The following is a 24,358-nucleotide window of genomic DNA, read 5'->3' on the forward strand; positions in this document are numbered from 1 at the left end:
AGCAGGCCCGCCCCTTGGGCGTTAGCATTCCGTTGATTAATTGAGAAAGTGCATGAATCAAGATCAGATTGAGCAAATACTGCAACTAGCCTGCGATGAAAGATACGACTATTCACTGATGAACATGGTGGATAGCAAGGAGGTCTGGATTCTTATCAATGACGACAACCAGTTTTTGAAGCTGTTTTCGGAAGAAGAGGATTTTGAATATTTGCCGATCTGGCCCGCTGAGGAGTTCGCCAGAGAGTACGCTAATGACCTGGGTGAGAAGTTGACGCCCAAAAGCATCGCGCTCCCCCACTTCCTGAACAAATGGATTCCCGGGCTGCAACAGGATGGCCTGCACGTTAATGTCTTCCCCGCCCTGATGGATGATTCAAGCTGGATCATGCCGCCGGACGAATTAAGGGACGAGTTGAAGAACGAACTGTCCAATCAGATCTAGGACCTGCTTCGCGATCTTCCTGAGCCCCTCCAAGGGGCTCCGCCTTTAAGTCCAATCCCTGCCGCAAAGCCAGATACAGCAAGCATTTCACGTCCTCGATCCTGTTTTAGGTCTCGCCATACGTTCTTCTCGCGCTTAATAAAGGCTTCTTGAATGAACGAGACCCAATCATGCACAGACCCGTATTTTTTAGCCTCCTTTTAGCCCTGCTCGCCAGCGCAAATCTCTTCGCCGAGCCTATTGGTTTTCGTGAAACGCAGGTGGCGGACGCCTCTGCACATCGACCTTTGCATGTCAGCATTTGGTACCCAATGCAGGAGGAACAGACCTCAAACGCCACCCGCGCCTCAACAATATCCATAGGAGAAAATCAGGCATTCTTCGGCGTGCAGGCGCGCCCCAATGCAGAGCCGGCGCAAGACGCGCACCCGCTGGTGGTGCTGTCGCACGGTTACGGCGGCAATTGGCGCAATCTGAACTGGCTGGCGGCGGAGCTGGCCGCTCAGGGCTATGTGGTCGCCGCGCCGGATCACCCAGGCACGACAACTTTCGACAGGCGCCCTGTAGAGGCGGCGAAGCTGTGGGAGCGACCTCATGATCTCAGTCGGGTGATTGATTTCATATTGGACAACCCGAAGCTGGCGGGAGAGATCAATGCAGACAACATCGCCGCCATCGGCCACTCTCTTGGCGGATGGACCGTTATGGCGCTGGCGGGCGCGCGTTTCGATCAGACGCATTTCGCCGCCGAATGTCTGGCGCATCCCAATCCTCGCGTTTGCGGGTTAAGCGATGAGTTGGGCTTGAGCACTGAGGGCGCGGCCAAAGCCTCACTTGAGGCCAGCTTGGCGGATCATCGGGTGCGGGCGGTGGTCTCACTGGACCTCGGTCTTGCCCGCGGTTTTACCCCAGCCAGTCTGGCGGCAGTGCGAATACCCGTGCTGATATTCGGGGCGGGCGTGGATATTGGCGACCTACCCGCCAGGATGGAGTCCGGCTACCTTTCCGTCCACCTGCCTTCAGCGCGCAGCCAGTACTTGGAAATTCCCGACGCCGCCCACTTCAGCTTTATGCAGCGCTGCAAACCCAGCGCAATTGCACTATTGGAAGAAGAGGTTCCAGGCGATGGCGTTATCTGCAAGGACGGAGAGGATCGCAGCAGAGAGGAGATTCATCAGCAGGTGGCAGGCCTGGTTATCGCCTTTCTGAAACAGGCTTTCACAACAAAAGGCGCAGCGCAGTAGAACGTGAAAATGCGTATTTATTCGCCAGATGAAACCGAGCGGCGATAGTCGCTCGGCGTCATATTGGCGACCCGCTGGAACTCGCGATTAAAGTTCGATTTGGTCTGAAAACCGGCTTCGAGAAAAATACTAGTGACCGGTAGATCCGTCTCCTGCAACAACCGTTTGGCCTCTTCGATGCGATATTCATTGACGACCTGAGAAACATTGCGCCCATAAACCCGATTAATCGCCCCGGAAATTTGCCGTGAGGGAATCCCCGCTCTTCGAGCCAGACGATTCAGGTTCAGGTCCGGATCGCGAAATAGTTGCTGCTGACGCATGATCTGGTCAATGCGCTGAATGATCTGCTGGTCATCTGCGCTTTGCTCAGAACTGGCCTCTGGGGATGTTACAAGCTCAATTGCTGGCTCAGGCACGTTCTCATTAAGGTTATCTGCGACTGGCCCCGGCATAACGGGAACACTCTCGCTCTCACCAGTAAGGCTAATAGCGCCGCCCTCACCTGCAGGAATACTTCTGCCGAACGCCACCACACCGTAAACAATCACCGGCAAAAGCAACAACTGTGCGGTGGCGACTATCGTCGCGGCATGCGCCCCCTGATATAAATCGAAATCCCCTGCGATCAACAGATCGCTGATGGCGGAGATGATCAACGTGCAACCGGCAATCCGCGTGGCTTTCAACGCATGGGAGGCGTCACTGAAACGAGTGGTTGGCAACACGTCCGGGCCGCGGGAAGCCATACGAATCAAGGCCGCGCCATAACCGAAATATAACCCCGCCAACAGCAGATCAATAGGCGGTCGCCATAACGACCAAGTCGCAGAGAAAGCCGCTATCACCACAACCGGCGCCAAGTGGAGCCCATGTTTGGCGCGCATAGACGACGGCGCGCCGACAAAACAAAACCAGGCAATGACAGGCAACGTTGACGCCATGATAGGTTGGATAAACCGAATAAAACGGACATCAAACGTCCAGCGCAGCCCGCCAATAATCACCAACACAATACAGGCTGCGGCGAAAATCATAGCCGGACGCAGCGCTGATTCGTTCTGCCTGATCAACCGAAAAAGCAGGATCGTCAGCAACAAAGCAATGACAAAAGGAAGTGGAATAGCGGGCATCATGGCGCTGGAAATCCGACATCAACAAGAAACGAAAAAGTGAGACGCAAAGGCCCCAACAACCGAGGCCTATGCTAGGGGGTGAGACGGGATTTCACAACAACCAAGAGCCCAACTGTCCCCTCTCCGGGAGTGTGTGCGGCCCCGCCCGCAGTTCACTTTTTGCCATTATCGTTTTGGCCCACTCAAATCAGCTGTGTTTTACTTTCTTTGCCTTGCAATGAATTGTCGGCAATTTCTACCAGCCCATTCCACGTTGAAGTTTTACAAGACTCTAAGAAGTCTCTGGTTTCTTCTTGAGGCCAAAGATAAGCGACTGCTGCGATATAACAGCGAGGTGTTATTACTGCACCTTCGTTCATCGTATATGGTTGTATTCCGCGAAGGATTCTTCGGATATCCTCGCTGCCTGGGACTACCTTTTTCTTCAGCACCACAGCGCAGGCTCCACATATTTGATGCACATTGCCTTTACGAATTGACATGAGCAGGAACTCAAGACTCTCTCGCTCTGTACTTTGAAGAATGAAAATAGCGAGCCCTAACTCTTTATAAAGGATAGTGCTTTCAAACTTCTCGTCGAGCAACTGATTCAGTATTTGAAGGGCTTCTGTGCAACCAGAGCCAGCTATAGCCTTGATCAGTTGGCATTGTGTTCGCCATGCCTTTTCCTTCTCAATTTCTTTTGTTAACGCTTGGATTAAGTAAGGGCAATAACCTTGCAGTTTATTCTTATAGATGGCTTCAGCAGCTTTTCTTACTTTCGGAGAAGAGCCTGATTCTAAATCCTTTATATATTCCATTTCTCACCTGGGCGTTGATTCAAATGGGAGACTACGTCGCTTTAAATGCTTCTGCAAACCTATTCTTGGCAGTGAACAACCCACTGCCCCTCAGGAACATCGAAGCATTGCTCCCCCCAGGCTAATATGTGCTCAAAATCAGAGAACGCCTGCTCATAATACTTGCTTCCCTTCTCGTCATAGAAGAAGGCGTGAACTTTGACTCCGGGAATTTTCACCGCCTTCAAAACATGAGGTGGTTTCAAGGGCAAGTTTGGGTAGTCGACACTGGTATATCTCAACATCCGCTTGAAATCGAAGTAACGCTGATCCTGCGTCAAAGTTGCTTCTCCGAGCAACTGTATTTCCAGTTTTCGATGTGCGTCCAGACACTCAAAAAACACAGGAATCTGATATTCGCAGTTTACTACTTGCTCTTTAATGATAGTCGCCCAGGAAAACGGATAATCCTCTGGTAGCGAATACTTCTCCATTAAAAAACGCCTGAACTCGCCAGCAAAGTCGTACCAGCCGAACTCCTCTCTGGCCATACTGTAACCCACCAAAATACCGTTCAGCGTATCTATATCATTGGCGAACATTTGGTATCGATGACGGATCAGGTCCAGAAGTTCAAGCGCTGTTTTAGCACCGTGAAACGCGATTAGTTTACCCGGTTGATCATCGTACATAAGCGCCATAATTCCTCGCTGATTAGGGCCGCCAATTATACCAAAATAACCCACCGTTCTTTGCTTTAGGAGACGATTCTGTAAACCTCCCCTCACCCGAATTTATGCCTTATAGTGACGCCCTATATCGAAATCGTTACATTCGCTCCGTTAAGGTTGCTTCATGGTAAACGATTAATTCGATGCAGCAGATTGAAACAAATAAAAAGGGTGAAAATATGCAGTTTGATAAGGTGAACTGGTTGTTCCTGGCAGGGATAGGCAATTCCGGCGAGCAGCACTGGCAAAGGATGTGGGCGCATAAACTGCCTAACTCTATCTGGCTGGAGCATTCAGAATGGGAAGCGCCTCAGCGCGACCTGTGGGTTCAAGAGATGAGCGAGGCGGTCGCTCAGCTCACCCAGCCCACTGTAGTGGTATCGCATAGTCTGGGCTGTTTGCTACTGCTTGAATGGGCCAGTATGCATCGCTGTGAGCACTTGGTGGGCGGTTTTCTTGTTGCGATTCCCGACCCGATGAGCGACGTTTTTCCCGCCGAAGCGAAAGGTTTTCGTAGCGGCTTTGAACATTCCGTCTCCATACCTTTAACCGTCATCTCCAGCCAGGACGACCCTTACGGCTCTATCGACTATGCGCAGCGCTGCGCGCAGCAGTGGGGAGCCAGCTTTACCAATATCGGTCCCAAAGGTCACATTAACGGCAGCTCCAATCTGGGAGACTGGCGTGAGGGATTTGAGCTGCTGACAGGGTTTGTGGACGGCATTGAATATTAAGCGCGGTCTGTTAACATTTAAGCGCGCTCGACTCGCGCCTCCCCCCTTCAACGGGAAAGCACTTAAGTGCAGAGTTGTTCATCATCGCCTCTAACCTTTAATTGGGTTTGGAACAGAAGAAGGGAATGTTTAGCAACCCGCGATTAAAGGTTCAATATGAAACTGACCGCTCCCGTACATGTTCTAAAAGGCAAAGCTAAAGCCCTGAAACGCTCTCAGTCCCTCACCATGACCGAAGCCTTGGATCAAATAGCCAGGGCTGAGGGCTTTAGATCCTGGAGTCTCCTGCAATCCAAGGTGAAAGCTTTCACTCCCAAAACAACAGAAGAACTTTTAGATTACCTGCATCCCGGCGATTTGCTATTAATCGGCGCCAGACCGGGTCTGGGTAAGACAACCTCGGCTCTGCAGCTTTTATTGCAAGCCATTAAAGAGGGGCGACAATGCTTCTTTTTTTCATTGGAATATTCGAAAACTGCGCTCATTGAAAAACTCTCAGCGCTTGATCAACAGTTCGAGCCTGATCATCCTTTACTAAAACTGGATATGTCTGACGAGATATCTTCGGATTACATAGTAAAGCAAACAAAGGATAGGGTTACCGAAGGCTCGCTAATTGCCGTAGATTATCTGCAACTGCTTGATCAAAATCGTAACAAGCCGCCTCTCCAGCAGCAGGTCGAAGACCTGAAACGCTACGCCAAAGCCAAAAAGTGCATCCTGGTTTTCATCTCGCAAATAGACAGACGCTTTGATGAAGATGAGCGAGCGATACCGACAATCAAGGATGTCAGGCTGCCCAACCCTTTGGATATGGGGTTATTCAATAAATCCGTGTTTGTGAAAAACGGTCGGATATATACCTAACTGACGTATTTAAGAGAACAAGTCGCCCGAATGCGGGCGGCTTGTTATTGGGTTCAATCAACAAGTGCAGCAGGATCGTGGCTATACAGAAACGAAACTCCCGGCTCCTCAAGACGCCCCCTCTGACAACGCCGCACGAATACAAGCCTTGATCATTTTTGGCGTAACAGGCTCTGCGGGTCTCTCAAGCCAATTATCGCATCTGGGAAACGGAAAGCTAATCGCCAATACCGCGCCAGGATTATCCGCCAGCTGAACCTCGGCCAGTGCATCGGTAACAAATGCAGCCTGGGAATAGGTTGGTTTATGTCTGATAATTCAGCGGTATTCCACCGAATCTACGACAATCTTTCTAGAACCTTTCTTGGGTATCGCCATTAGCGTCTCGCCTTTCCAAATGCCGTAAACTGCTGTGATTTATCAAGGTTGCTACCTGAGGATTAGTATCTCTTCAATGCCTGGTGACAAATAGATTTCCCTTTTGGCGCTGATCATACTCAATGCCTGATGGCTCGTTATGCCCTGTTTCATCATGAAGTAACGCGCAACAATGCAGACAGACCTGGAACGCCCGGCATGGCAATGCACCAATATCCTGTCTCCGCTGGAAACAACGTCATGGATGAAATCCACTGCATCATTGAAAAGCCGCTTATCATTGCCACGGCCATCAATTAACGGCAGACAAAGCACATCAACGTCGGTGTTATCTTCGTCGCAGCACTCCTCTTTCAGGCAGAGTACAGCATCTACGTCCGATACGTCTTTCGCGTCCAAGAAATTTCCTATCGCTATTTGATCCGTTATCCAGTCCATAACAATCTGTGCCCGGAAGTTTGAAAAGTATGATGATGGGCCCTATAGAATCTTCATAGGGAGTTCTTAAGAGTTCGACTGGCTCTTCGCCTATCTGCAACCCTAAACAGAAATCCTCTTGAAATACGCTTCGCCCTTCCCTTCCACCTGCGTGATTTCAAAACCGGTACGCTCCAAATGAGTGCGTAATTTCAGGTTGGGGTTGGCGCAGTGGATGGCATGTACGACGCATTCTATGTGTGCGGCGTTTTTTATTTGCGCCGCTTTTTTCGCGATACGGGTAATGGCGGGCAAGACGCCCTCGCCTCCGCCGTCAATTTGCGCCAGTTCGACAGTCAGAGTTTTGTCTGAATATGAGAACTGTCCCAGTACGGATGCGGAACCAATATTAACCACCAGCGGTTTATCGGTGAGGACCAGGGCGTCAAATTCCGTCTCTGTCCAGCTGAGGATTTCCGCCAGTGATACGCCTTCTATCTGAATATCAGCCATTCGCTGCCTCCTCTTCGCTCAAGTCAACTCACAGATCAAACTACGTTACTCGTCTTGGCTTGCTGCTCAAGCCATTTTTTACGGCGCATGAATCGTGTCGCCTGCGCCTCTCTGAAGCGCTGCAGCTCGCGTTTTTTCCTGAATAGCACTTTCGCCAGTAAGCAATACGATAGCGCCACAGCGGCTGTCACGCCGTAACGGGTTAGATCCGTGACCGTAATCATCCAGACTGAAGCCAGCAACATCATGGAAAGCGTAATTAGCAGCGCGCCGATTCTTTCTCCAAAATACTGCTCGCCCCACTCTTTTTGAGTTTGAAACTCATCTTTGCGGGTAAAACGCCTTTCTGCGTTTCTCGAATCGATCTGGCCCGCCGCCAAATCGCTGTATGCGCTATCGCTCATTTACCACCTCGATAATCCGTGCGCGTGTTGGGGCGGCGATTGTACCCTATATTGGCGCTGACGCCCCCCAAAAAAGGCGCGATAAGCCCCGGCCAAACTACAAATAATCAAAGTATCGCGTCCACCAGGTTATTGGCGAGATATCCCCAGCATTAACGCCATCGTAGGGGTAATCCAGTTCGCTCACCGGTATGTAGACATATCCCTGAGACTCAAGATAGGCGATACAGCCTTGCAATTGTCGCTGCTCGGCGCTGTCGCATGTATTTTCATTGAGAAGCGTGAATAGCCCGCCGTAGTTGGAAAAACGAAAAGCAAAGTGATAAACCACGACCTGCAGTGCTCCGCTGGCGGCGTACGGCGTTTCCAGCTGGTAGATATCCGCAAAAAATGAGGCGTCCTGAACATTTGCGTCTAGCTCCAGCTCCGCAGACATGATCTTTTCCAACGATCCCTTATGTCTCTCAAGCTCGCTGACAGATAACTCCCAGTTAAAATCAGGAGGATACTCCCAACTCCCCCTGACATCGGCGGATATAAGCAGCGTATGAATCCTGCTATTCATGTTTTTGCCCTGCGGAACGTTCTATGGAAATGCGTTGCTCAACCACATTTTCCACCTGCAATGCCTCGGAAAACCAGACTCACTCAAAATCGCCATAAGCATCTATCGTTAAATTTTTGGCTTGCCGGTACGCGTGAGGCGTCTCTCCAATCAGTTTCTTGAAGTAGCGAATCAGATGAGGCTGATCGGTAAAGCCAAATATGGCGGCCACATCCGCCCAGCTCATGGATTCGGTATTTTGCTGGTATAGATACAACAGTAGCTCATCCAGTCGCACCATGATCTGATATTGTTTCGGCGTCAGTCCGGTCACCCGCACAAAAGCGCGCTGCACCGCCCGCAAAGAACGATACAACCCTGTATCAAGCTCGGACGCTTTCGTGTTTGCAAGCAGTGTCAGAGCATCTCGCGCCAGCCGGCTATGCCGATCTTCCCGGATGCAGTGCGAATGCGCCTTGAACCATGCGTCCAGGTTCCAGCCTACGGTTACAGCGTCGTCGGCGGCGTTATTGAGAACATCCTCTCTCAGCAGATCAGGCATTTCAGCCAGAAAACCCGGCGGAGAGATGACGTCATCAATAGCGGCGAGACCATTGGCGATTGAATAGAGCGCGCCCGGCTTGAATTTAACCCCCAGGATGGCGAACGGCTCCGCCTGATGTAAAGTCATACTGCTGGTATTGGGAAGCTTCAGGTGCGTCCCTTTTCCGGAAAGCTGCCGCTCGCAAAGGCTATATGTATAGGACTGCTCCGGCGGGGCAATAATTAAATGGGCTTCTGGACAGGGATTCAGTTTGGGGCTGTCATGAGCGATATCGTCCTGGTCTTTGCGGAGAAACCAATAACACTCGATGTAGCGGGATACGAAGGCATCCTCTGGCTGGCGTTTCCAAGTTATCATCGTTATCCCACAACGCAATTTAGAGGGGCTTATGAAAGCTCGCTGCGCTATACCCCACTGTAAAACCAGCGATAAGCCATAACAAAAAACAACAGCGTTGCGGCAATGCTCGCCCTGAAAATCTTATCGCCGTTCTCTTTCCCCAGAATCTTCAACTGCCCCGCATAGATCACCAGACCACCGAGAAAAACCTGAAAGAGAGACATGAAGTAGATGGATTCATCGCTAAGACCGGCATTCTCGCCGCTGAAGATTTTGATCAACAGGAGCGCCACTGCGATCACCGCCATTGCTGCGCCGGCAAACTGCGCGAGTCTGACCATGCCAGTTATCTCCCTGTGAAAAATTGAGATGTGAAGCGCTACGCTCGCCCACGGTGGCCGTAGATAAGGATTTTGAGCGAGTGCAATTTTCAGGGCGGTAATTTAACACTCCCCATGGGCTTTCTGCAGCCGTTATTAGGTAAACTAGGCAGCCGATTTATCTCTTTTTCATCTACGGAATAGAAGAATGCCCCCAGAATTACAGCTATTTCCCGGCGCAGGACTGCTGACAGAACGTCTTTCTCTTCGCTTGGCCTCCCCTATTTACGCCCAAGGCGTGCTCGACTACTACACGCACAACAAAGCCCATTTGACGCCCTGGGAGCCCGCTCGGGAGGACGATTTTTATACTTTCTCCGGACAAATGCAGCGACTGACGGACATGGCTCGCGTCATGGAACAAGGCTACGCAGTGAGTTTACTGATGTTCCCCCGACAATCTGACGACGTTATCGGCATCTGCAACTTCTCCAACATCGTACGCGGCGCCTTCCAGGCCTGCCATCTGGGCTTCGCCATCGCAGGCCAGGAGCAAGGCAAGGGATTGATGCAGGAGGCCTTGTCAGCGGGAATTTATTTCATGTTTCACCACTACGGACTCCACCGCATCATGGCCAACTACCGCCCGGAAAATCACCGCAGCGGCAAACTATTAGCGTCCCTGGGTTTTGAGGTGGAAGGAAAGGCCCGATCCTATCTGAAGATAAACGGCGAGTGGACGGATCATGTTTTGACTTCGTTGATTAATGAGGCGATGACGTAGTACTTCTATCAAAGACCAACTCGTTATGCCTGCATTCCAACTGCTTCAATTATCGATCAGCCCGGATAAAAAAAGATCAATACCCTGATTCATCAATTTATGCTCATCTGGGGATGCTTCATTACCCCGAATAATGATTAAACTGCGTTGTTTTGAAGGCTGAGAGGCGCAATGGACACGAATATTAACCTGCCTGTTAATTGGCAAGAAGACACTGAAATTCCTGGAGAGGGATTGTATTTAGTGGCGGTGCGTTACCCTTATGGTATGGGAACTTACGATATCGTTTACTGGAACGGCCAGGAGTGGGAACTTGGCTATACTGCCGAGGTTGTAGGCTGGGTGACGGTAGACAACCTGATTGGCGTAATGAAAGCCGGTTGGCCGGCAGGCGATACCTTTGTTCTGGATAACGAATAGACTTCTGGGTTAGCCTTCAGGCCTGTTCAGTAAACCTTTTTACGACTAGATCCAGGAAACGCCCTATGCACGAACTCGTCAAAGACTACTACGGCAAACAATTGCAAAGTTCTTCTGACTTGAAAACCTCCGCCTGTTGCGATGTCAGCAGTGTTCCCGCCTGGTTGAAGCCTTTATTGGCGCGGATTCATCCGGACGTGTCCGCCCGCTATTACGGTTGCGGCCTGGTGTGCCCTCCGTTATTGGAAGGTTGCCGAGTGCTGGACCTGGGCTGCGGCTCCGGCCGCGATGTGTATGCCCTGGCTCAGTTGGTGGGTCCGCATGGACAGGTGGTCGGCGTGGATATGACGGATGAACAGTTGCAGGTCGCCCGATCTCATCAGGCCTGGCATGCGGAGCAGTTTGGATTTGATAACGTGCGCTTTTTGCAGGGTTATATTGAGAAACTGGACGAACTGGATCTTGAGCCAGGGTCTTTCGATGTTATTGTCTCCAACTGCGTCATTAATCTGTCGCCGGATAAAGCATCCGTATTGCGTGGATTGCATCGCCTGCTGAAGCCCGGCGGAGAGTTTTACTTCTCGGATGTGTACGCCGACAGACGGGTTCCCGACGCCCTGCGTGAAGACCCCACCCTCTATGGCGAGTGTCTGGGCGGCGCGCTGTACTGGAACGACTTCCTGCGACTGGCGCATCAGACCGGCTTCGCCGACCCGCGTTTAGTGGAAGACAGACCATTGGCGATAACCGACGCGGACTTGGCGGCGCGCATTGGCGCGATTGAGTTTTACTCCGCCACCTACAGGCTGTTCAAAATAGACGAACTGGAAACCGCTTGTGAAGACTACGGGCAGGCGGTCATTTATCAAGGAAGCATTCCAGATCATCCCCATCAGTTCGTGCTCGACAAACACCATGCGATAGAAACCGGTCGCGTATTCCCGGTCTGCGGCAATACCTGGCGTATGCTGAGCGACACGCGATTCGCCGATCACTTTCTGTTTATCGGCGACTTTAGCCGACACTATGGCATCTTCGAGGGATGCGGAACCGCTGCTCCATTTGACAGCGCATCGCCCTCAACCAGCGCAGACGCTCCCTGTTGCTAGTCTCGCCGGTGCGCGCCCACCCTGACGCGCACCCGCCTTTCAGATTCTGACTACAGGTTCTCAATCTCGTATTGCAGGCTCGCCATGTAATCGCTCAAGCGATAGGTTGAGCCACTGACATTGCTGAACTGGGACGCCACATAGCGCGCCAGAGTCTGCTTGTTCTTCTCACCGAATTGCAGATAGATCGTATTCAGGAATGAGCTGTTGGGAAATTCGCGCAACGCCTCATTGAGAGTCGGAATGAAAGCTTTGTTTTCCCGCCCCAGGCCAACCACATAACTGTTGGCGAATTTCTCCTTCTTGAGAATTTTCCAGCCATATTCGTCCACTTCTTTCAGGGCATCGCTCTTGCCCGCATTGGCGTATAAGAAACCAAGCAAATCGTAATACAGGGGCTCTTGGGGAAACTGCGCCGCGTAGCTTTTCAGCTGCGCTCCGTACCTGTCGAAAAGCTGGTTGGGCGTCGCCGCCTTCAACGTGGTCAGTTGAGCAAAAATCTTCCAGATCAGCGTCGCAGAAACGGGCAATTGGTTATCTGGCGGAGAAATCTTCAGCGCCTGCAACCTTTGCAGCAGCTCCTCTTTCGAAAGTCGGTCGATGTCCTGACACAAACGCAACTGCGCAGCTTGCGGCGAGTTGACGTCCGTCACCGTCCTGGCGATCAATGTTCTATCGAACGCCAGATAATCCTCTTTCGGACGCTGATTCCACCAGTCTATTTCCCAGTTCGAATCCAGCGCCCACAAGTCACACAGTTTCTCCGTAGCCCCCGCCTCAATATCGCGAATAAACGCTTCCCGGCGCGCCTCCTGACGGCTATTGGAAAACAGCGTATACATGCCTTTTTCTATGGCGACATGATGCTCGCTGAAGTCAGATTTGCGCCAGGCGTTGAATGCTTTATCCACGTCCCCCTGCATCAGGTAAGCATGGGTGATATACGCCCAGGCGATGGGATTCAAACCCTGCGGTCTGGCCCTGAGCAGTCTTTCATAGTAGCGCAACGCACTTTGGAATTGGCTGTTGCGATGTTCATGCATGCCTCGCTCATAGAGGATCATGGGATTGTCCGGCTCCAGGCGCTCGGCGCGAAGCATATAGCTATAGCTGACGTTCGGATCGAGCTGGTAAAGCATGTTGCCGAGAATGAAATAGTCATAGACGGACTTGGCGTCGTCAGGAGTCAGGCGCTGCAGGCGATGAATCGCCTCACTGGCCTTCCCCTCAACAAAAAGCCGATGAAATTCTTCTCCGTCAGAATAAGCGACATACACCGCCCCGGCCTTCTCCGCTTCCTGCTTGAACGTATCAAAATCAACCGCCTGCAGGTCCGTGATCCATAGGACGTTGATAAGAAGAGAAAACAACCATGGACAGACAGTGGGTAAATACTTGGGTTCTTTTCTGGTATCTCTCATAGACAGCACCCGTCGATAAAATCGACCTCGTTGATGATCCATGCAGAGACGTTTTGCAGTGGGTCCGGAACGTCGCCTCACGCGCAGTAAAACTAACTCCAGGCTTTCCCGGCTATACCTTAATTATAGTGGAGTGGAAAAAGCCTGCCGCACGCGGATTAACAAAATTTACACCGAAAACATCCGACGGTTATTTACCACAATTTTTCAATCACTTAACATCGACGTCTGACTCACTCAGGGGCGTTTTCGCTCAGGCGGTCGCCATCTCATGCGCCCTGCGCCGCTGCCTGGACGCTCAGCGTCTATCACACCAAGAGAACAGGACTTCATCCCATGATCAAACTGCACCACCTCAACAAATCCCGCTCCCGTCGCATCATCTGGCTGCTGGAGGAAATCGGTCAGCCTTACAGCGTGATCCCCTATCAACGGGATAAAACCACTTCGCTGGCGCCGCCGGAATTGACTCAAATTCACCCTCTGGGCAAATCGCCTGTGATTGAAGTGGATGACATCGTGCTGCCGGAATCCGGCGCCATTACGGAGTTTCTGATTGAGCGCTACGCCGCGGAAAAACTGGCTCCGACGCGGGACAGCAAGTCATTCGCGGAGTACCTGTACTGGATTCATTTCGCGGAAAGTTCGGCGATTCTGCCGCTATTGCTGAAGCTGTTTCTGGATATGGACGGGACTGAAACCCGTTTTTTACATGGCTACGCACAGACGGAAATCAGCAAGGTGATCGGACATTTGGAGCGGTCTCTGGAAGGCAAGGACTATCTGGTTGATAACCGGCTCACCGGCGCGGATATCATGATGTCTTTTATTCTGGACTTTGTGCAGCGCAGCGGCGCAGTGGCCAAGTATCCCAATATTCAGCGCTATCAGGGCGTGTTGGAGAAGCATGCCGGCTATCAGGCGGCGCTGGAGATTGAGGCTAAGTACGACGCCGCTTAGCTCGTATAAGCCAGCGCACACTATCGTAAGCATGCGCTGGCGCAACCAGGAAGAGAGCCGGCTTACTGCAAACGCAGCTCGCAAGCGATCGGGTAATGATCGGAAGGCGGATAGTCGCCTTCACGATATTTTTCTAAAGCACAGCCCACCGCACTGACGCCGGAACCCACGACATGATCAAGTTGAGGACCGGGCTGCACATTCCAGCCGTTGAACGTGCCGCCAGTGAAGAAGCTGGACAATGGAGTCTGATTCACCAAGGTATTCACCGGCCCACTGCCGGGAGTTGCGTTAAGATCACCCAATAGCACCGTCGGCATGCCCCAGTTCTGATTCACCTCGCCCAGGCGATCTCTCAGGATATTAGCGGAGCCCTGCTGGGAATTGCCGTCCACGCCCCAGTGGGTATTGATGAACACCAGCTCACGGCCGTCGGCGTTGCGGCGCATTTTCGCCCACTCCGCACTGCGGGGACCCCATACGTCCGCCACCAGCTCGATCAGACCGCCGTCCACATAGGTGTATAGATCGGAGCGATAGAGAATCTGACGGTAGCTGGTGGCGCCCCAATTGGCGCCCAGGGTGTTTTTGATGAAGTCGTACTGCCCGCCAGTGGGCTCCTGCAGGCCCAGCAAATCCGGGTTCTGGCGCTGAATCGTACGCACCACCTCGCCCTTACGCTGGCTCCAGTTACGCTCTCCGGGGTCATTAGCCTGTTCCGTGCGCACATTAAACGTCATCACGCGAACGCTGTCTCCCTGTCCGCCGACAGGACATCCGCTGGCGTCGACCTGAGTTCCTGCTGGGGTATTGGGGCATTGATCCAGATTATCGGCGACGCCGTCATTGTCGCTGTCCGCATCGCTATGGGTGAGAATATTCAGCCAGTTCAGATTGAATTCCCCTGCGCTCGCCTCCACCCGCACGCGATGCTCGCCCTGATCCACAGAGAAGGTCCCGATGGGTAGCGTGCGGTAGGACTGCCAGCCCCCCGTGTTAGAGACAGAGCCCTGTCCCACCTCCGTTCCATCCACCAGTACGCGAAAGCGACCGCCGCCCACGGCGGAGGCGACGCGCGCCGTCAGGTCATACTCGCCGGCGCCCAGCGTCACGTTATACTCCAGCCATTCGGAGCCGGCGATCCAGCCCACATTGTGGCCGCCGTCGATATCGCCGCTGACTTCGATGTCCACGTCGTCATTACGGTGAGCGCCGCCCTGATTGCCTGGCGTGGTGTCGAAGTAGGCGTCATAGTCTTCCGCCTGCACGGTGACGTTTTCAGTTCGCACCACCGTACAGCCGTTCTCGTCCACCTCATCGCCAGCGGGCGTGCCAGGACACTGATCCCGCTCGTCCTTGACCCCGTCGCCATCGCTGTCGATGACATCCATGGAGCGAATCTCCATCCAGTTAAGATTCAGCTCGCCGCCATACAGCTCAACCCGCACTGTGTGCTGCCCGCGCTCGACGCTGAAGCTGCCTACCTCTTGCGTCACGAACTGCTGCCAGCCGCCAGTGGCGTCAACGGTTTTCGAACCAACCAAGTCACCGTCGATGAATACTGCGTATTTGCCATTGCCCACCAGGGAGGCGACGCGCGCGTCGAGACTGTACTGTCCCTGGCCCAGAGTGACGCTGTACTCCAGCCATTCGTTGGCGTCGGTCCAGCCGATGTTGTAACCGCCGTCCACATCAGAGGTCGCTTCAATATCGACATCGTCTTCACGATAAGCGCCGCCGTTGTTGCCCGGGGTGCTGTCATAGAAAGCGCTGTAATCTTCCGCCTGCACCTTGATCTTATCGGTTACGATGATCTGACAGCCGACCTCATCCACTTCAGCGCCCGCCGGGGTATTGGGGCACTGGTCGATGCTGTCCTCCACGCCATCGCCGTCCGCGTCCTGCTCCAGAGGACAACCGTCCGCGCCGACTGGCGTATCCGCCGGCGTGCCGGGACACATGTCTTCATTGTCGTTGACGCCGTCGTTATCGCTGTCCACCACCACAGGGCCGCCACCGCCCGTCCAGAGAATATCGTCAATGGCGAAAGCGAAGTCCGCTCCCGGCAACTGGCCGTCTTTACTCAGGATGGCGAAGGGATACTGAATCGAACGCAAGTCGATCAGTTCACCGCGCAGCTCCGAAACGGGAATGCTGACTTCGCCCCACTCGCCGTTGCGAGTCAGGCCGTATTTGTCTTCAAAAGCGGGGAAATCCAGCCAGTTCTGGTTGGTATGGGTGTCTGTCACGCCGATGCGGAAAGAGACGTCAGCGGGAATCTTGATGCGGAATTTCAGCTCGCCTTCGTCAAACTTGCTCAAATTGACCGGTTGCCGCGCCTGAATCCCACCGCCAAACCAGGTGTTGGCCTTGGCTTTCCAGGAGATGACTTTGTCGCCTTCATAAGGCGCTTCCGAGCCGCCAGACGTGGTTTGGTCCCACACATAGATATCGGATGAAGAGCCCGCTTCCAGCTTGTTGGTGGTGGCGCTTTCATCGGTATACACGCCGAAGGTTCCGGTTTCCGGGCCAGGACGGCCGAGTTTGACTTCACCCTGTCCATCCAGCTCATACACGCGGATGTAATCCACCAGCATTTTGCCCGGCAGCGGCGCTGAGACCTGGCCGTTGTCGTGAGCGTCGGTGAAATTCCCGCCCACCGCTAGGTTCAGCAGGAAGTAGAACGGAGCCTGAAACTCTTCCGCCTCGCCGCCAATGGGAATCGGGTTGTCGTACAGATCATGCTCCTGTCCGTTATCCACGATGGCGAAGCGGATCTGGGAATCGGTCCAATACAAACGATAAGTGACGAAGCGATTGCTCAACGGCGTCGGCGCCACATAGGCGTTGTCAGTGTTCCAGGCGGTGCTGGCGGCGCAGGAGGGATTTTCCGGCACGCAGGCTGAGTCCGCATAGAAAATCAGGTTGGAGCCAACGTAATTGTTGATGGGCGCGCCGTCATGCCCGGCGTTCTTGCGTCCCGCCGCGCTGTGGCCCATTTCCATGATATCGATTTCGCCTTTGGCCGGCCAATTGGCGGTGCTTGTGCCTAGCATCCAGGCCGCAGGCCACAGGCCAACGCCGACTTCCGGCGCCTGCATGCGGATTTCGATCATACCGTAACGAACGGAGACCGCATCCTTGGTGGTGATTTTGCCTGACGTAAAAGCTTTACCGCCCATGTCCTGGCGGCGGGCTTCAATCACCAGCGCATGATTGCCCGGCTCTGCGGGAATCTCTTCGATGGACAGATTGTCCTTTGCGTACCACTGCAATTCCTGGTTGCCCCAACCGCACAGGCTAGGACAGCCATCGCCCTCGTCGACATTCCAGACGGAGGGATTCAACGAATCAAAGTTTTCTTCCCACAACAATGCGCCGACATCCGCCTGCGCCATGGCTGCGGACAGCGCTGACAACATAAACAGCCCGGCCCTGGCGGCGAAACGCCGTGGTGATTCCTTGTTGTCCTGTACAAACGCCATGATTACCCCCTTTGTAATTCTATGATTTCCGTTAATGAAAACGCTTTCATAAATTGCCTAAAAAAAAGCCCAGGGGCAATGGGCTTTTTGGGTTAATCCTTCACCAATTACAAATCTGTGAGAGGGATATCAGTTTTTTGCTCAATTGGCGACCAGATCAAGATTCATGCAAACGCTTGCTGTTGGTATCCGTCGCGTTCATGTCTCGCATCAGCGTAGGGCCGACTTTTTCTTCGATGGCGAGCAGAATTTCCCGCCGCAAGCCAAAGTAGAAACAGGCTTCCGCCGCCACGAACAAAGGACCGATGATCAAGCCGCTCAGGTCGTCCACAAACGCGGGCTTGCGCCCTTCATAGTAATGGCCGACGAACTGAAACGCCCAGCCCACCACAAACAACCCGATACCCGCGCTCAACCACACCATCTGCGATTGCGCCGCCAGCGCAGCGGCGCCCCACAATGTCAGGGCATACAAAACCGCCATCAACAACGCAAAAGCGAAATCCAACATCAAATAAAAAATCAGCGAGGCGATCACCACAATCATCGCTGGCGTCGCCGTTATACCGAACAGCTCGAAGCTCGTCCGCGACAGCAGCGTAGCGATGGACAGCACAATCATGGGAATGCCGATAAAATGGGTGGCGATATTGCGGCGATCCCGATGATAAGCCGCATACTGAGTCAAATGCTCGGACAGTGCTTTCATCCCGTTGCTCCCGTTATCAGACGCCCACGATAATACTCAGGCGTCCATGGTTTATTTTTATGGGTTTAACGAGGAGTATAGGTGAACGATATGCCCTACTCTGTCGTGTAGATGACACGGGGCTTTGTATTGATTCAGCTCATCGGCAATTCTTCAAGAAACCCCTGCGCCGCCGCTAACACCTCGCTGGTTTTTTCTCGATGTGGGACGTGGCCGCAGTGCTGCAGGATGTTCACTTGGGTGGGGCCGCCAGCCAGCAGAGCGAGGCGTCGCGGGTGAATGGTTGAGCCATACTCGTCTCTATCGCCGTGGATGGCTAAAAGCGGGCATCGTAATTGCGGCAGGATATCGTCGAGATTCCAGGGTTGGAAGTCGTCGGAGAGCCAGGAGTTCGCCCAGGAGTCCAGCACCCAGGCCGCCTTGTCGCCGTGATAGTTGCTCAGCCGTTCCAGGCCGTCTGCTTGCGAAAAGCTCAGGTTGGCGGCGCGGATGCCTTCCAACGTACGGTCTTCGACAAACGACTGCGCCGCCTCGGTAATCAACGCCACGCACTGATCAGGAAACGCCGTCGCGCAGCACACCGCCATGGCGCCGCCAACGCTGTGGCCAAAGGCGATAAAACAATCCAGGCGCAGACTTTCCCGCAAAACGCTGAAGGCCCCATGGGCTTCTTCGCTGATAAAACTGAGATCCAAGTGGCTTGGATGCGGATCGGAACGGCCAAAGCCTAGGCGGTCATAGGCGATGACTTCCCGCCCCGTTGCTGCCGCCAATTCCATTGGGAAATCACGCCACAGCTCAACACTCCCCAGAGAATCGTGAAACAGCACAATCGGAGCAGCCTGCGCCGCGTCTGCGCCGGTTGGTCGCCAGCGCTTGACAAACAATCCGCCCAACGGCGTGGAAACTATCTGCTCTGACGTTGTCATCATGTCCATTGTTTTGAGACTCCTGGCGAAAAACGGGGTGACTTATCAGAGACTACCGCATCATCCTGTGAACGCAAGCCAGGAATACTTTGTTTAAACCGATAAAAAGCCGCCCGATTAAGGCGGCTTGGCGATCACTGCGACAGTTCCATCAGTTGGTCGCGATGTAAAGTCTGATTGCGCCATGGCGCAGCAACGCCTTGTCGTCCAGGCCAATACGCGCCACCTGAATTTTCCAGGGGCCGGCAGCCTCTTCGTCATGGAAATCCGTGATGAAATGATCCGCCAGTTGCAGGTCGTAGTCATTGAAGCTGCCGTTTTTATCGTGCAGCACATACTCCGTGCCCGCCGGGGACAGCAGAGTGACTTTATAGCCGCCCAGCCAGGCGCCGCTGATCGCCAGATCCACCGCAACGCCTTTGATTTTGCCCACCGCATGCTGAGGCAGCACGATTTCCGTCGTCTCGCCTTTGGGCAGAGTGATGTCCGCGGTCTGCAACGTGCGCTCGCTCAACTCCGCTGCGGCCAACGGACGCCCACGCAGACGCATTTCCCAATGATTGAGCACGCCCTCCTGAAACGGCGAAGCGTCGATCACTTGCAGGAACCACAGTCCTTGCGAAGGAATATTGCGCATCTGTGGCAGCCGATACGAGCGCACCAGATCATCCTCCGTCAGACCACCCCGCTCCCGCAAACGAAAGCTCCGCCCGTCCGGTGACAGCAGGTTGACCTGCAAGTCGCCGCGCCAGGGGTGAGAGATATTCAGACTCACCGAAGCGTCCCACAGCTCCAGATTCTCGGACACCCGCATCGGGCTCCACAACCCACGGGAGCTATGGTCAGGAATGGGCGTCGCTTCGCCGTTGGCGTAATCAAAGTCCCGCGTTCCTTGCGGCAACACATTGACGGTGATGCGCTTGGCGCTTTTGAAGGGCTGGCTCGCCTTATCGCTTTCCACGCCTTTAAGCTCCACGAAATAGCGTCCCACCGGCGTCTCGGCGCCAACGCTAAAGGTCAGATCGCCGCTTTCATTCGCTTGCAAAGCGCGAGGGAGCTGCACATAGACGCCCGCCTGTGGCTGCGAGACAGACAGATCCGCCATTCCACGCCAGGCGAACAAAGGCTGCAGCCGCGCGGTCAATGAACGCATCTCGCCCTGGGGAATATCCACCACGTCCGTTTCCGGCGCAATGCGAAAGCCTGGACGATCATCCGCCGCCAACAGGGCTTTTTCCAGATTCAGACGGCGCCCGTCGGGAATCTTGCCCTCCAACGCCGCCACCTTGTCGGCCCCGTCCAGCAACGCCTGTTTCAGCGATTGCGCGTCCAACTCCGGGTTGTGCGCCGCCATCAGCCCCAAAGTCCCGGTGATCATCGGCGCGGCCATGGAGGTGCCGCTGAGGGAGCCGTAGGCGTGATTGGGCAAGGTGGAATAGATATCCGAGCCCGGCGCCGCGATATGCACTTTTTCCAGACCGTAATTGGAGAAGCCGGACAACTCCCCTTCCCGATCCGTGCTGGCGACAGAGACGATGGCGGGGTTGTCGTAGTTAGAGGGGAAGTGGCCGTAATGATCATTATTGCGGCCATCGTTCCCAGCGGAGAACACCATCAGCACGCCAGCAGCCTCCACCCGGCGTATGGCTTCCTCCATCGCCTGTCCCGGCGCGCCGCCGCCCCAGCTGTTGTTGATCGCCGCCAGCGCTTCGCCGCGACGCTTGAGATCCACCATGTAGTCCATGCAAGCGATCGCATCAGAGGTGTAACCGAAGCCATCCTCGTCGATAAAGGCGCAGGTGACCAGCGCGCCGCGCCAGTTGACGCCAACGCCGCCCAGCCCGTTATCGCCCACCGCCGCCATGATGCCAGCGACATGGGTGCCATGTTTGTTGGCGTCCATCGGATCGCCGCTGCGATTCACCACGTTGACGCCGTAGATATCGTCCACGTAACCATTGCCGTCGTCATCGCGGCCGTTATTGGGAATCTCGCCAGGATTGATCCACAGGTTGTCCTGCAAATCCTCATGTCGATAGTCCACGCCGCTGTCGATCATGCCCAGCAGCACATGCGTGTCGCCGGTTTGCAGGTTCCAGGCGTCCAGCGCGTGAATGTCGTTGTTGCGATCGTCGACATTGAACAAAGCCCATTGCTCAGTCAGCGCGGGGTCATCCGGCGTTGCGTCCATACGCAACGGATAATCCGGCTCGGCGTAGGCCACTGCGGGGTCCGCAGCGAAGTGGGCCACCGCCGCCTCCGGCGTCATGCCATTCAGATTGTAACGCACCAGAGCGCCATCCCGGGTAACCGGATCAGCGGCATTGACGCCCGCCAGCGGCGCAGCGCGCCGAACTCCGTGAGCCAGGGCGTCGCTTTTATACTTCACCAGCACCGCCTTCACCGGCGGCGGTTCCGACGCCGCCCAGGCCCCGGATGACAGCGACAATAAACAAGGGAACAGCGCCACCCCGGCGCTGCAAAGATATTTACGCATATTGGATCTCCGACCAATCAATTAAATCCGATATTCCTTTCAGATCCGATTGCAGACGTCGCTATGCCTCCATGAAAGTTCACAGCGCCATCGCGTCGATATTGTTAAATACCTTCTCATCAGCGTTTTCAGGCTTGGTGGGCGAATTATTTTTAAAGGAGTGAGCGCCCAGAGCCAGGCAGTCTATCTGAGGGAGAAAATACTGTCTTGGGTAGAAAAGCAGGTGGCGCAGGGAGAGGATTGCCTGATCCCGCCGCTATGACGGCGTCAGCAGAGATTATGTCTTCAGACTGGAACGCTCGTCCGCCCACACAATGCTGTCGCGGTATAGCTTACTGATGGCAGGTCCGCTCAAGCCCAGCTCTTCCAGCTGCGCCCAGGGAATATTCTGCATATCGCAACGTTCATACAAACGCACAGTTGTTAAAGCCAGCCCGGCCCGGCCCTCGCCTCTGAGCAAAGCGTCGATCACCATGCTGGAGAGCGGAAGCTTGCTGAGGATTTCCTCGATAGTGCGGTCAAAAAATGCATCCAGGGTGGAAAACAGGCCAATGGTGAAATAGGTGTCGCACTTATCCGGTTCGATGGTCGCCGCTATCTGTTCACACATACGGGCGCGAATCAGCGCAATGACAATCAGCGCTTTCGGTTTGTCTTCAATGCCGGACAGCGCCAGCAACATCACCCAGGCGCGCAGCTGCTCCAACCCCAGCAACACCGCCGCCTTGTGAATGGAGTCAATCGGTTGCGGGCGCCGAAACGAAATGGAGTTGATCAGTTGCAGCAGTTTGACGCTCAGGGGTGGATCGCTGGCGATGGTTTTCACGATTTGGTCGAAAGAGGCGTCCGGATTCTGCACCATGGCGATCAAACGCAACACCGCCAGCTTGCTCTGGGGCATTTTACGGCCGGTGACGATCTCCGGCTTGCTGAAGAAATACCCCTGAAACAGGTCACAGCCGTTATTGAGGCAAAATTCGAAGTCGTCATGGGTTTCAATTTTTTCCGCCAGCAAACGCACTTTCTTGCGTCTACGGATCTTGTCCACCAGGCCTTTGAACGCGCTCCTCTCAATCGCCGGAAACTCCAGTTTTACGATGGAAGCATACTCCAGCAGCACTTCCTGATTGCTATGCAGGTCATAGTCGTCCAAGGCGATGGTGTAGCCGCGCTTGGCCAGTCGCGCCACGGCTTCACAGATTTCCTTGGTGGGCTCAACTGACTCCAGAATCTCAATCACCAACAGGTCTTTCGGAAACGGCGGCGGCTCCATCAGCAATTGTTCGGTAAAGTTGACGAACGCCAGAAGGCCGGAGGTCACTTCCTGAATGCTTTTCTCGGTAAATGCATTCAGCAGCACCACAGAAGTGGCCTTATCACCATCCAGAACCGGACCGGCAGCGGGGTCATTGGAGCGAAACAGCAACTCGTACCCCACCACTTCCAGCGATGCATCGACAATAGGTTGGCGGGCGAGCAGTATCTGTTCCATGAGCGGTCGCGATATGTCCTCGGGGGGGTATGTTTGGAATGTAGAAGTGGACGCAGGTTACGTCAAGGCTGGGGTCCGATCAGTTTTGTCTATCGAAACGCCTGCTTAAAACCCCTCCCGACGCCACCGTCATTGCAGCCTTGCGCTCTGTATATCCAGGTATCGCACTTGCTCGCCGGAGGCCATATAGATCAGAATTTCGCGCATACGCTCAGGGTTCAAACGCCTACCGTCCACTGAGCGTAACTGGTCCAGAGAAAAGCAGTGTTGCGACCAGGCGGCGTCGATATCCTGCTCAAATGTCGCACTGCTCTTGTAGTTGACCGAGTCCACATCGCCAATACGGACAACCAGTCTACCTTTCCCTGTTGCAGTGTGAGCTCTCACGGCCAGACAGAGTTGCGAATACCCGTTCCAGGAGCGATCCGGATTGACGAACTCAAACCCAAACCAGCGCCCTGCTCCTGACCGCGCCCGGATAAACGCCTGTTTCCCGTTTTCCTCTTTCCCATTTCTCTCATTCGCTTCCTGCAACAACAAAATCTTCGGCGTTCCCAATCCGCGCCAGGAAGCCTGTGTCGTCAACGGCGACTCCATCGCCAATAGTTCAGGAAACGCCAGGCTCTGCCGCATCACCCACCAGAGACCAGCGCCCCGCCAACAGATCGCGCCAATCATCAGGATGACAGCCAGTACACGCAGCGGCGCCGCACACCCTGAGCGCCCGCCATAACCCAGGCCAGCCCAGAGCCATCCCGCCATCAGGCCCGCCACGCCCATCAACGCATCCTCCAGGCTGCGGCTTCTTCCCACCAAAGGCTGGACCAGCTCCATCATGATCAGCAGCGCAGTCAACGCCAGGATGCGCGCAAGCGGACGTCTCGCCAGCCAAGGGGCCAGCATGGGCGTAATCAGGTAGAGAACGAATCCCGCCGGAAGGTGCGCAAGATTCATTAGCTCTCCCATAAAACGCGGCCAGGGCCAGGACTTCACCGGCCAGAACGCGCCAGCCGCCAATGCCGTCATGACCAGCAATGCGCCGATGGTCGGCCAGAAGCGGGTCTGCTTTTCCGTCATGCTTGCATTTCCTATTGAGTTTCACCTGCCACAGCAGGTTTTATGCCCAAATCGCAGGC

At 54.3% G+C, this 24,358-nt stretch carries 24 protein-coding genes; 8 read left to right on the plus strand and 16 right to left on the minus strand.

Features of this window, described 5'->3' with window-relative positions; translation table 11 throughout:
* Nucleotides 1–52 precede the first annotated feature (52 nt).
* Both O5O45_RS11875 and O5O45_RS11880 read left to right on the plus strand, forming a co-directional pair.
* Nucleotides 53–445, plus strand: coding sequence for a DUF2750 domain-containing protein (locus tag O5O45_RS11875; protein WP_305905437.1), 393 nt, complete (start codon nucleotides 53–55; stop codon nucleotides 443–445).
* A gap of 170 nt (nucleotides 446–615) precedes the next feature.
* A complete protein-coding gene (locus tag O5O45_RS11880; protein ID WP_305905438.1) occupies nucleotides 616–1,689 on the plus strand; it encodes an alpha/beta hydrolase family protein in 1,074 nt (357 codons plus the stop codon).
* A 17-nt stretch (nucleotides 1,690–1,706) separates the two neighbouring features.
* Here the strand turns inward: O5O45_RS11880 and O5O45_RS11885 are convergent, their stop codons facing one another.
* The 3 genes from O5O45_RS11885 to O5O45_RS11895 all read right to left on the minus strand — a co-directional run bounded on the left by O5O45_RS11885 (nucleotide 1,707) and on the right by O5O45_RS11895 (nucleotide 4,296).
* Entirely contained in the window at nucleotides 1,707–2,825 is a 1,119-nt protein-coding gene (locus tag O5O45_RS11885) for a helix-turn-helix domain-containing protein (RefSeq protein ID WP_305905439.1), read from the minus strand.
* A gap of 182 nt (nucleotides 2,826–3,007) precedes the next feature.
* Nucleotides 3,008–3,625 (minus strand): hypothetical protein, encoded by a 618-nt coding sequence (locus tag O5O45_RS11890; protein WP_305905440.1) that lies wholly within the window; start codon nucleotides 3,623–3,625, stop codon nucleotides 3,008–3,010.
* Between the two features lie 59 nt (nucleotides 3,626–3,684).
* On the minus strand, nucleotides 3,685–4,296 hold the full coding sequence (locus O5O45_RS11895; protein WP_305905441.1) for a hypothetical protein: 612 nt from the start codon (nucleotides 4,294–4,296) through the stop codon (nucleotides 3,685–3,687).
* 218 nt (nucleotides 4,297–4,514) lie between these two features.
* Between O5O45_RS11895 and O5O45_RS11900 the strand changes: the two genes are divergently transcribed.
* Nucleotides 4,515–5,069: an RBBP9/YdeN family alpha/beta hydrolase gene (locus tag O5O45_RS11900; protein WP_305905442.1), complete on the plus strand. Its 555-nt coding sequence runs from the start codon at nucleotides 4,515–4,517 to the stop codon at nucleotides 5,067–5,069.
* A 156-nt stretch (nucleotides 5,070–5,225) separates the two neighbouring features.
* Nucleotides 5,226–5,936 carry a DNA helicase gene (locus tag O5O45_RS11905; protein ID WP_305905443.1) on the plus strand — a complete coding sequence of 237 codons (711 nt, stop codon included), beginning with the start codon at nucleotides 5,226–5,228 and terminating at the stop codon, nucleotides 5,934–5,936.
* A gap of 429 nt (nucleotides 5,937–6,365) precedes the next feature.
* On the opposite strand, the gene O5O45_RS11910 is transcribed toward O5O45_RS11905, so the two are convergent.
* The 6 genes from O5O45_RS11910 to O5O45_RS11935 form a co-directional block, all read right to left on the minus strand.
* Nucleotides 6,366–6,713: a dual specificity protein phosphatase family protein gene (locus O5O45_RS11910; RefSeq protein ID WP_305905444.1), complete on the minus strand. Its 348-nt coding sequence runs from the start codon at nucleotides 6,711–6,713 to the stop codon at nucleotides 6,366–6,368.
* Nucleotides 6,714–6,854: 141 nt separating this feature from the next.
* Nucleotides 6,855–7,244: a hypothetical protein gene (locus O5O45_RS11915; protein WP_305905445.1), complete on the minus strand. Its 390-nt coding sequence runs from the start codon at nucleotides 7,242–7,244 to the stop codon at nucleotides 6,855–6,857.
* A 35-nt stretch (nucleotides 7,245–7,279) separates the two neighbouring features.
* Nucleotides 7,280–7,648 (minus strand): hypothetical protein, encoded by a 369-nt coding sequence (locus O5O45_RS11920; RefSeq protein WP_305905446.1) that lies wholly within the window; start codon nucleotides 7,646–7,648, stop codon nucleotides 7,280–7,282.
* A gap of 97 nt (nucleotides 7,649–7,745) precedes the next feature.
* Nucleotides 7,746–8,213, minus strand: coding sequence for a hypothetical protein (locus O5O45_RS11925; protein ID WP_305905447.1), 468 nt, complete (start codon nucleotides 8,211–8,213; stop codon nucleotides 7,746–7,748).
* A gap of 79 nt (nucleotides 8,214–8,292) precedes the next feature.
* The gene (locus tag O5O45_RS11930; RefSeq protein ID WP_305905448.1) at nucleotides 8,293–9,114 is read right to left on the minus strand and encodes a helix-turn-helix domain-containing protein; all 822 of its coding nucleotides are present in this window, start codon (nucleotides 9,112–9,114) and stop codon (nucleotides 8,293–8,295) included.
* Nucleotides 9,115–9,161: 47 nt separating this feature from the next.
* A complete protein-coding gene (locus O5O45_RS11935; protein ID WP_305905449.1) occupies nucleotides 9,162–9,437 on the minus strand; it encodes a hypothetical protein in 276 nt (91 codons plus the stop codon).
* Nucleotides 9,438–9,624: 187 nt separating this feature from the next.
* On the opposite strand from O5O45_RS11935, the gene rimJ reads away from it, so the two are divergent.
* The 3 genes from rimJ to O5O45_RS11950 all read left to right on the plus strand — a co-directional run bounded on the left by rimJ (nucleotide 9,625) and on the right by O5O45_RS11950 (nucleotide 11,729).
* Nucleotides 9,625–10,200: a ribosomal protein S5-alanine N-acetyltransferase gene (gene rimJ / locus O5O45_RS11940; RefSeq protein WP_305905450.1), complete on the plus strand. Its 576-nt coding sequence runs from the start codon at nucleotides 9,625–9,627 to the stop codon at nucleotides 10,198–10,200.
* 171 nt (nucleotides 10,201–10,371) lie between these two features.
* Nucleotides 10,372–10,620, plus strand: a complete 249-nt coding sequence (locus O5O45_RS11945) for a hypothetical protein (RefSeq protein ID WP_305905451.1) — start codon at nucleotides 10,372–10,374, stop codon at nucleotides 10,618–10,620.
* A 65-nt stretch (nucleotides 10,621–10,685) separates the two neighbouring features.
* The gene (locus O5O45_RS11950) at nucleotides 10,686–11,729 is read left to right on the plus strand and encodes a methyltransferase domain-containing protein (RefSeq protein WP_305905452.1); all 1,044 of its coding nucleotides are present in this window, start codon (nucleotides 10,686–10,688) and stop codon (nucleotides 11,727–11,729) included.
* A 50-nt stretch (nucleotides 11,730–11,779) separates the two neighbouring features.
* Here the strand turns inward: O5O45_RS11950 and O5O45_RS11955 are convergent, their stop codons facing one another.
* Nucleotides 11,780–13,150 carry a hypothetical protein gene (locus O5O45_RS11955; protein ID WP_305905453.1) on the minus strand — a complete coding sequence of 457 codons (1,371 nt, stop codon included), beginning with the start codon at nucleotides 13,148–13,150 and terminating at the stop codon, nucleotides 11,780–11,782.
* 336 nt (nucleotides 13,151–13,486) lie between these two features.
* On the opposite strand from O5O45_RS11955, the gene O5O45_RS11960 reads away from it, so the two are divergent.
* Nucleotides 13,487–14,110 (plus strand): glutathione S-transferase family protein, encoded by a 624-nt coding sequence (locus O5O45_RS11960; RefSeq protein ID WP_305905454.1) that lies wholly within the window; start codon nucleotides 13,487–13,489, stop codon nucleotides 14,108–14,110.
* A 62-nt stretch (nucleotides 14,111–14,172) separates the two neighbouring features.
* Here O5O45_RS11960 and O5O45_RS11965 read toward each other — a convergent pair whose 3' ends face one another.
* The 6 genes from O5O45_RS11965 to O5O45_RS11990 form a co-directional block, all read right to left on the minus strand.
* Nucleotides 14,173–17,595 (minus strand): carbohydrate-binding domain-containing protein, encoded by a 3,423-nt coding sequence (locus tag O5O45_RS11965; RefSeq protein WP_305905455.1) that lies wholly within the window; start codon nucleotides 17,593–17,595, stop codon nucleotides 14,173–14,175.
* 157 nt (nucleotides 17,596–17,752) lie between these two features.
* Entirely contained in the window at nucleotides 17,753–18,304 is a 552-nt protein-coding gene (locus O5O45_RS11970) for an Mpo1 family 2-hydroxy fatty acid dioxygenase (RefSeq protein WP_305905456.1), read from the minus strand.
* A gap of 134 nt (nucleotides 18,305–18,438) precedes the next feature.
* Entirely contained in the window at nucleotides 18,439–19,242 is an 804-nt protein-coding gene (locus tag O5O45_RS11975; protein ID WP_305905457.1) for an alpha/beta fold hydrolase, read from the minus strand.
* Between the two features lie 142 nt (nucleotides 19,243–19,384).
* Nucleotides 19,385–21,730, minus strand: coding sequence for a S8 family serine peptidase (locus tag O5O45_RS11980; RefSeq protein WP_305905458.1), 2,346 nt, complete (start codon nucleotides 21,728–21,730; stop codon nucleotides 19,385–19,387).
* Between the two features lie 277 nt (nucleotides 21,731–22,007).
* Nucleotides 22,008–23,222 (minus strand): EAL and HDOD domain-containing protein, encoded by a 1,215-nt coding sequence (locus O5O45_RS11985; RefSeq protein WP_305905459.1) that lies wholly within the window; start codon nucleotides 23,220–23,222, stop codon nucleotides 22,008–22,010.
* Nucleotides 23,223–23,351: 129 nt separating this feature from the next.
* Complete coding sequence (locus O5O45_RS11990) at nucleotides 23,352–24,299, minus strand: hypothetical protein (RefSeq protein ID WP_305905460.1); 948 nt, start codon at nucleotides 24,297–24,299, stop codon at nucleotides 23,352–23,354.
* Nucleotides 24,300–24,358: the final 59 nt, after the last annotated feature.

Origin of the sequence: Hahella sp. HNIBRBA332 (assembly GCF_030719035.1) — a bacterium.
Taxonomy (GTDB): Bacteria; Pseudomonadota; Gammaproteobacteria; order Pseudomonadales; family Oleiphilaceae; genus Hahella.

Coding starts and splice junctions, on each gene's coding strand:
- O5O45_RS11895 (WP_305905441.1), bottom strand. CDS start 4,296: ATGTACGATGATCAACCGGGTAAACTAATCGCGTTTCACGGTGCTAAA.
- O5O45_RS11905 (WP_305905443.1), top strand. CDS start 5,226: ATGAAACTGACCGCTCCCGTACATGTTCTAAAAGGCAAAGCTAAAGCC.
- O5O45_RS11920 (WP_305905446.1), bottom strand. CDS start 7,648: ATGAGCGATAGCGCATACAGCGATTTGGCGGCGGGCCAGATCGATTCG.
- O5O45_RS11890 (WP_305905440.1), bottom strand. CDS start 3,625: ATGGAATATATAAAGGATTTAGAATCAGGCTCTTCTCCGAAAGTAAGA.
- O5O45_RS11980 (WP_305905458.1), bottom strand. CDS start 21,730: ATGCGTAAATATCTTTGCAGCGCCGGGGTGGCGCTGTTCCCTTGTTTA.
- O5O45_RS11945 (WP_305905451.1), top strand. CDS start 10,372: ATGGACACGAATATTAACCTGCCTGTTAATTGGCAAGAAGACACTGAA.
- O5O45_RS11925 (WP_305905447.1), bottom strand. CDS start 8,213: ATGAATAGCAGGATTCATACGCTGCTTATATCCGCCGATGTCAGGGGG.
- O5O45_RS11935 (WP_305905449.1), bottom strand. CDS start 9,437: ATGGTCAGACTCGCGCAGTTTGCCGGCGCAGCAATGGCGGTGATCGCA.
- O5O45_RS11950 (WP_305905452.1), top strand. CDS start 10,686: ATGCACGAACTCGTCAAAGACTACTACGGCAAACAATTGCAAAGTTCT.
- rimJ (WP_305905450.1), top strand. CDS start 9,625: ATGCCCCCAGAATTACAGCTATTTCCCGGCGCAGGACTGCTGACAGAA.
- O5O45_RS11985 (WP_305905459.1), bottom strand. CDS start 23,222: ATGGAACAGATACTGCTCGCCCGCCAACCTATTGTCGATGCATCGCTG.
- O5O45_RS11900 (WP_305905442.1), top strand. CDS start 4,515: ATGCAGTTTGATAAGGTGAACTGGTTGTTCCTGGCAGGGATAGGCAAT.
- O5O45_RS11875 (WP_305905437.1), top strand. CDS start 53: ATGAATCAAGATCAGATTGAGCAAATACTGCAACTAGCCTGCGATGAA.
- O5O45_RS11880 (WP_305905438.1), top strand. CDS start 616: ATGCACAGACCCGTATTTTTTAGCCTCCTTTTAGCCCTGCTCGCCAGC.
- O5O45_RS11990 (WP_305905460.1), bottom strand. CDS start 24,299: ATGACGGAAAAGCAGACCCGCTTCTGGCCGACCATCGGCGCATTGCTG.
- O5O45_RS11955 (WP_305905453.1), bottom strand. CDS start 13,150: ATGAGAGATACCAGAAAAGAACCCAAGTATTTACCCACTGTCTGTCCA.
- O5O45_RS11885 (WP_305905439.1), bottom strand. CDS start 2,825: ATGATGCCCGCTATTCCACTTCCTTTTGTCATTGCTTTGTTGCTGACG.
- O5O45_RS11975 (WP_305905457.1), bottom strand. CDS start 19,242: ATGGACATGATGACAACGTCAGAGCAGATAGTTTCCACGCCGTTGGGC.
- O5O45_RS11930 (WP_305905448.1), bottom strand. CDS start 9,114: ATGATAACTTGGAAACGCCAGCCAGAGGATGCCTTCGTATCCCGCTAC.
- O5O45_RS11970 (WP_305905456.1), bottom strand. CDS start 18,304: ATGAAAGCACTGTCCGAGCATTTGACTCAGTATGCGGCTTATCATCGG.
- O5O45_RS11915 (WP_305905445.1), bottom strand. CDS start 7,244: ATGGCTGATATTCAGATAGAAGGCGTATCACTGGCGGAAATCCTCAGC.
- O5O45_RS11960 (WP_305905454.1), top strand. CDS start 13,487: ATGATCAAACTGCACCACCTCAACAAATCCCGCTCCCGTCGCATCATC.
- O5O45_RS11965 (WP_305905455.1), bottom strand. CDS start 17,595: ATGGCGTTTGTACAGGACAACAAGGAATCACCACGGCGTTTCGCCGCC.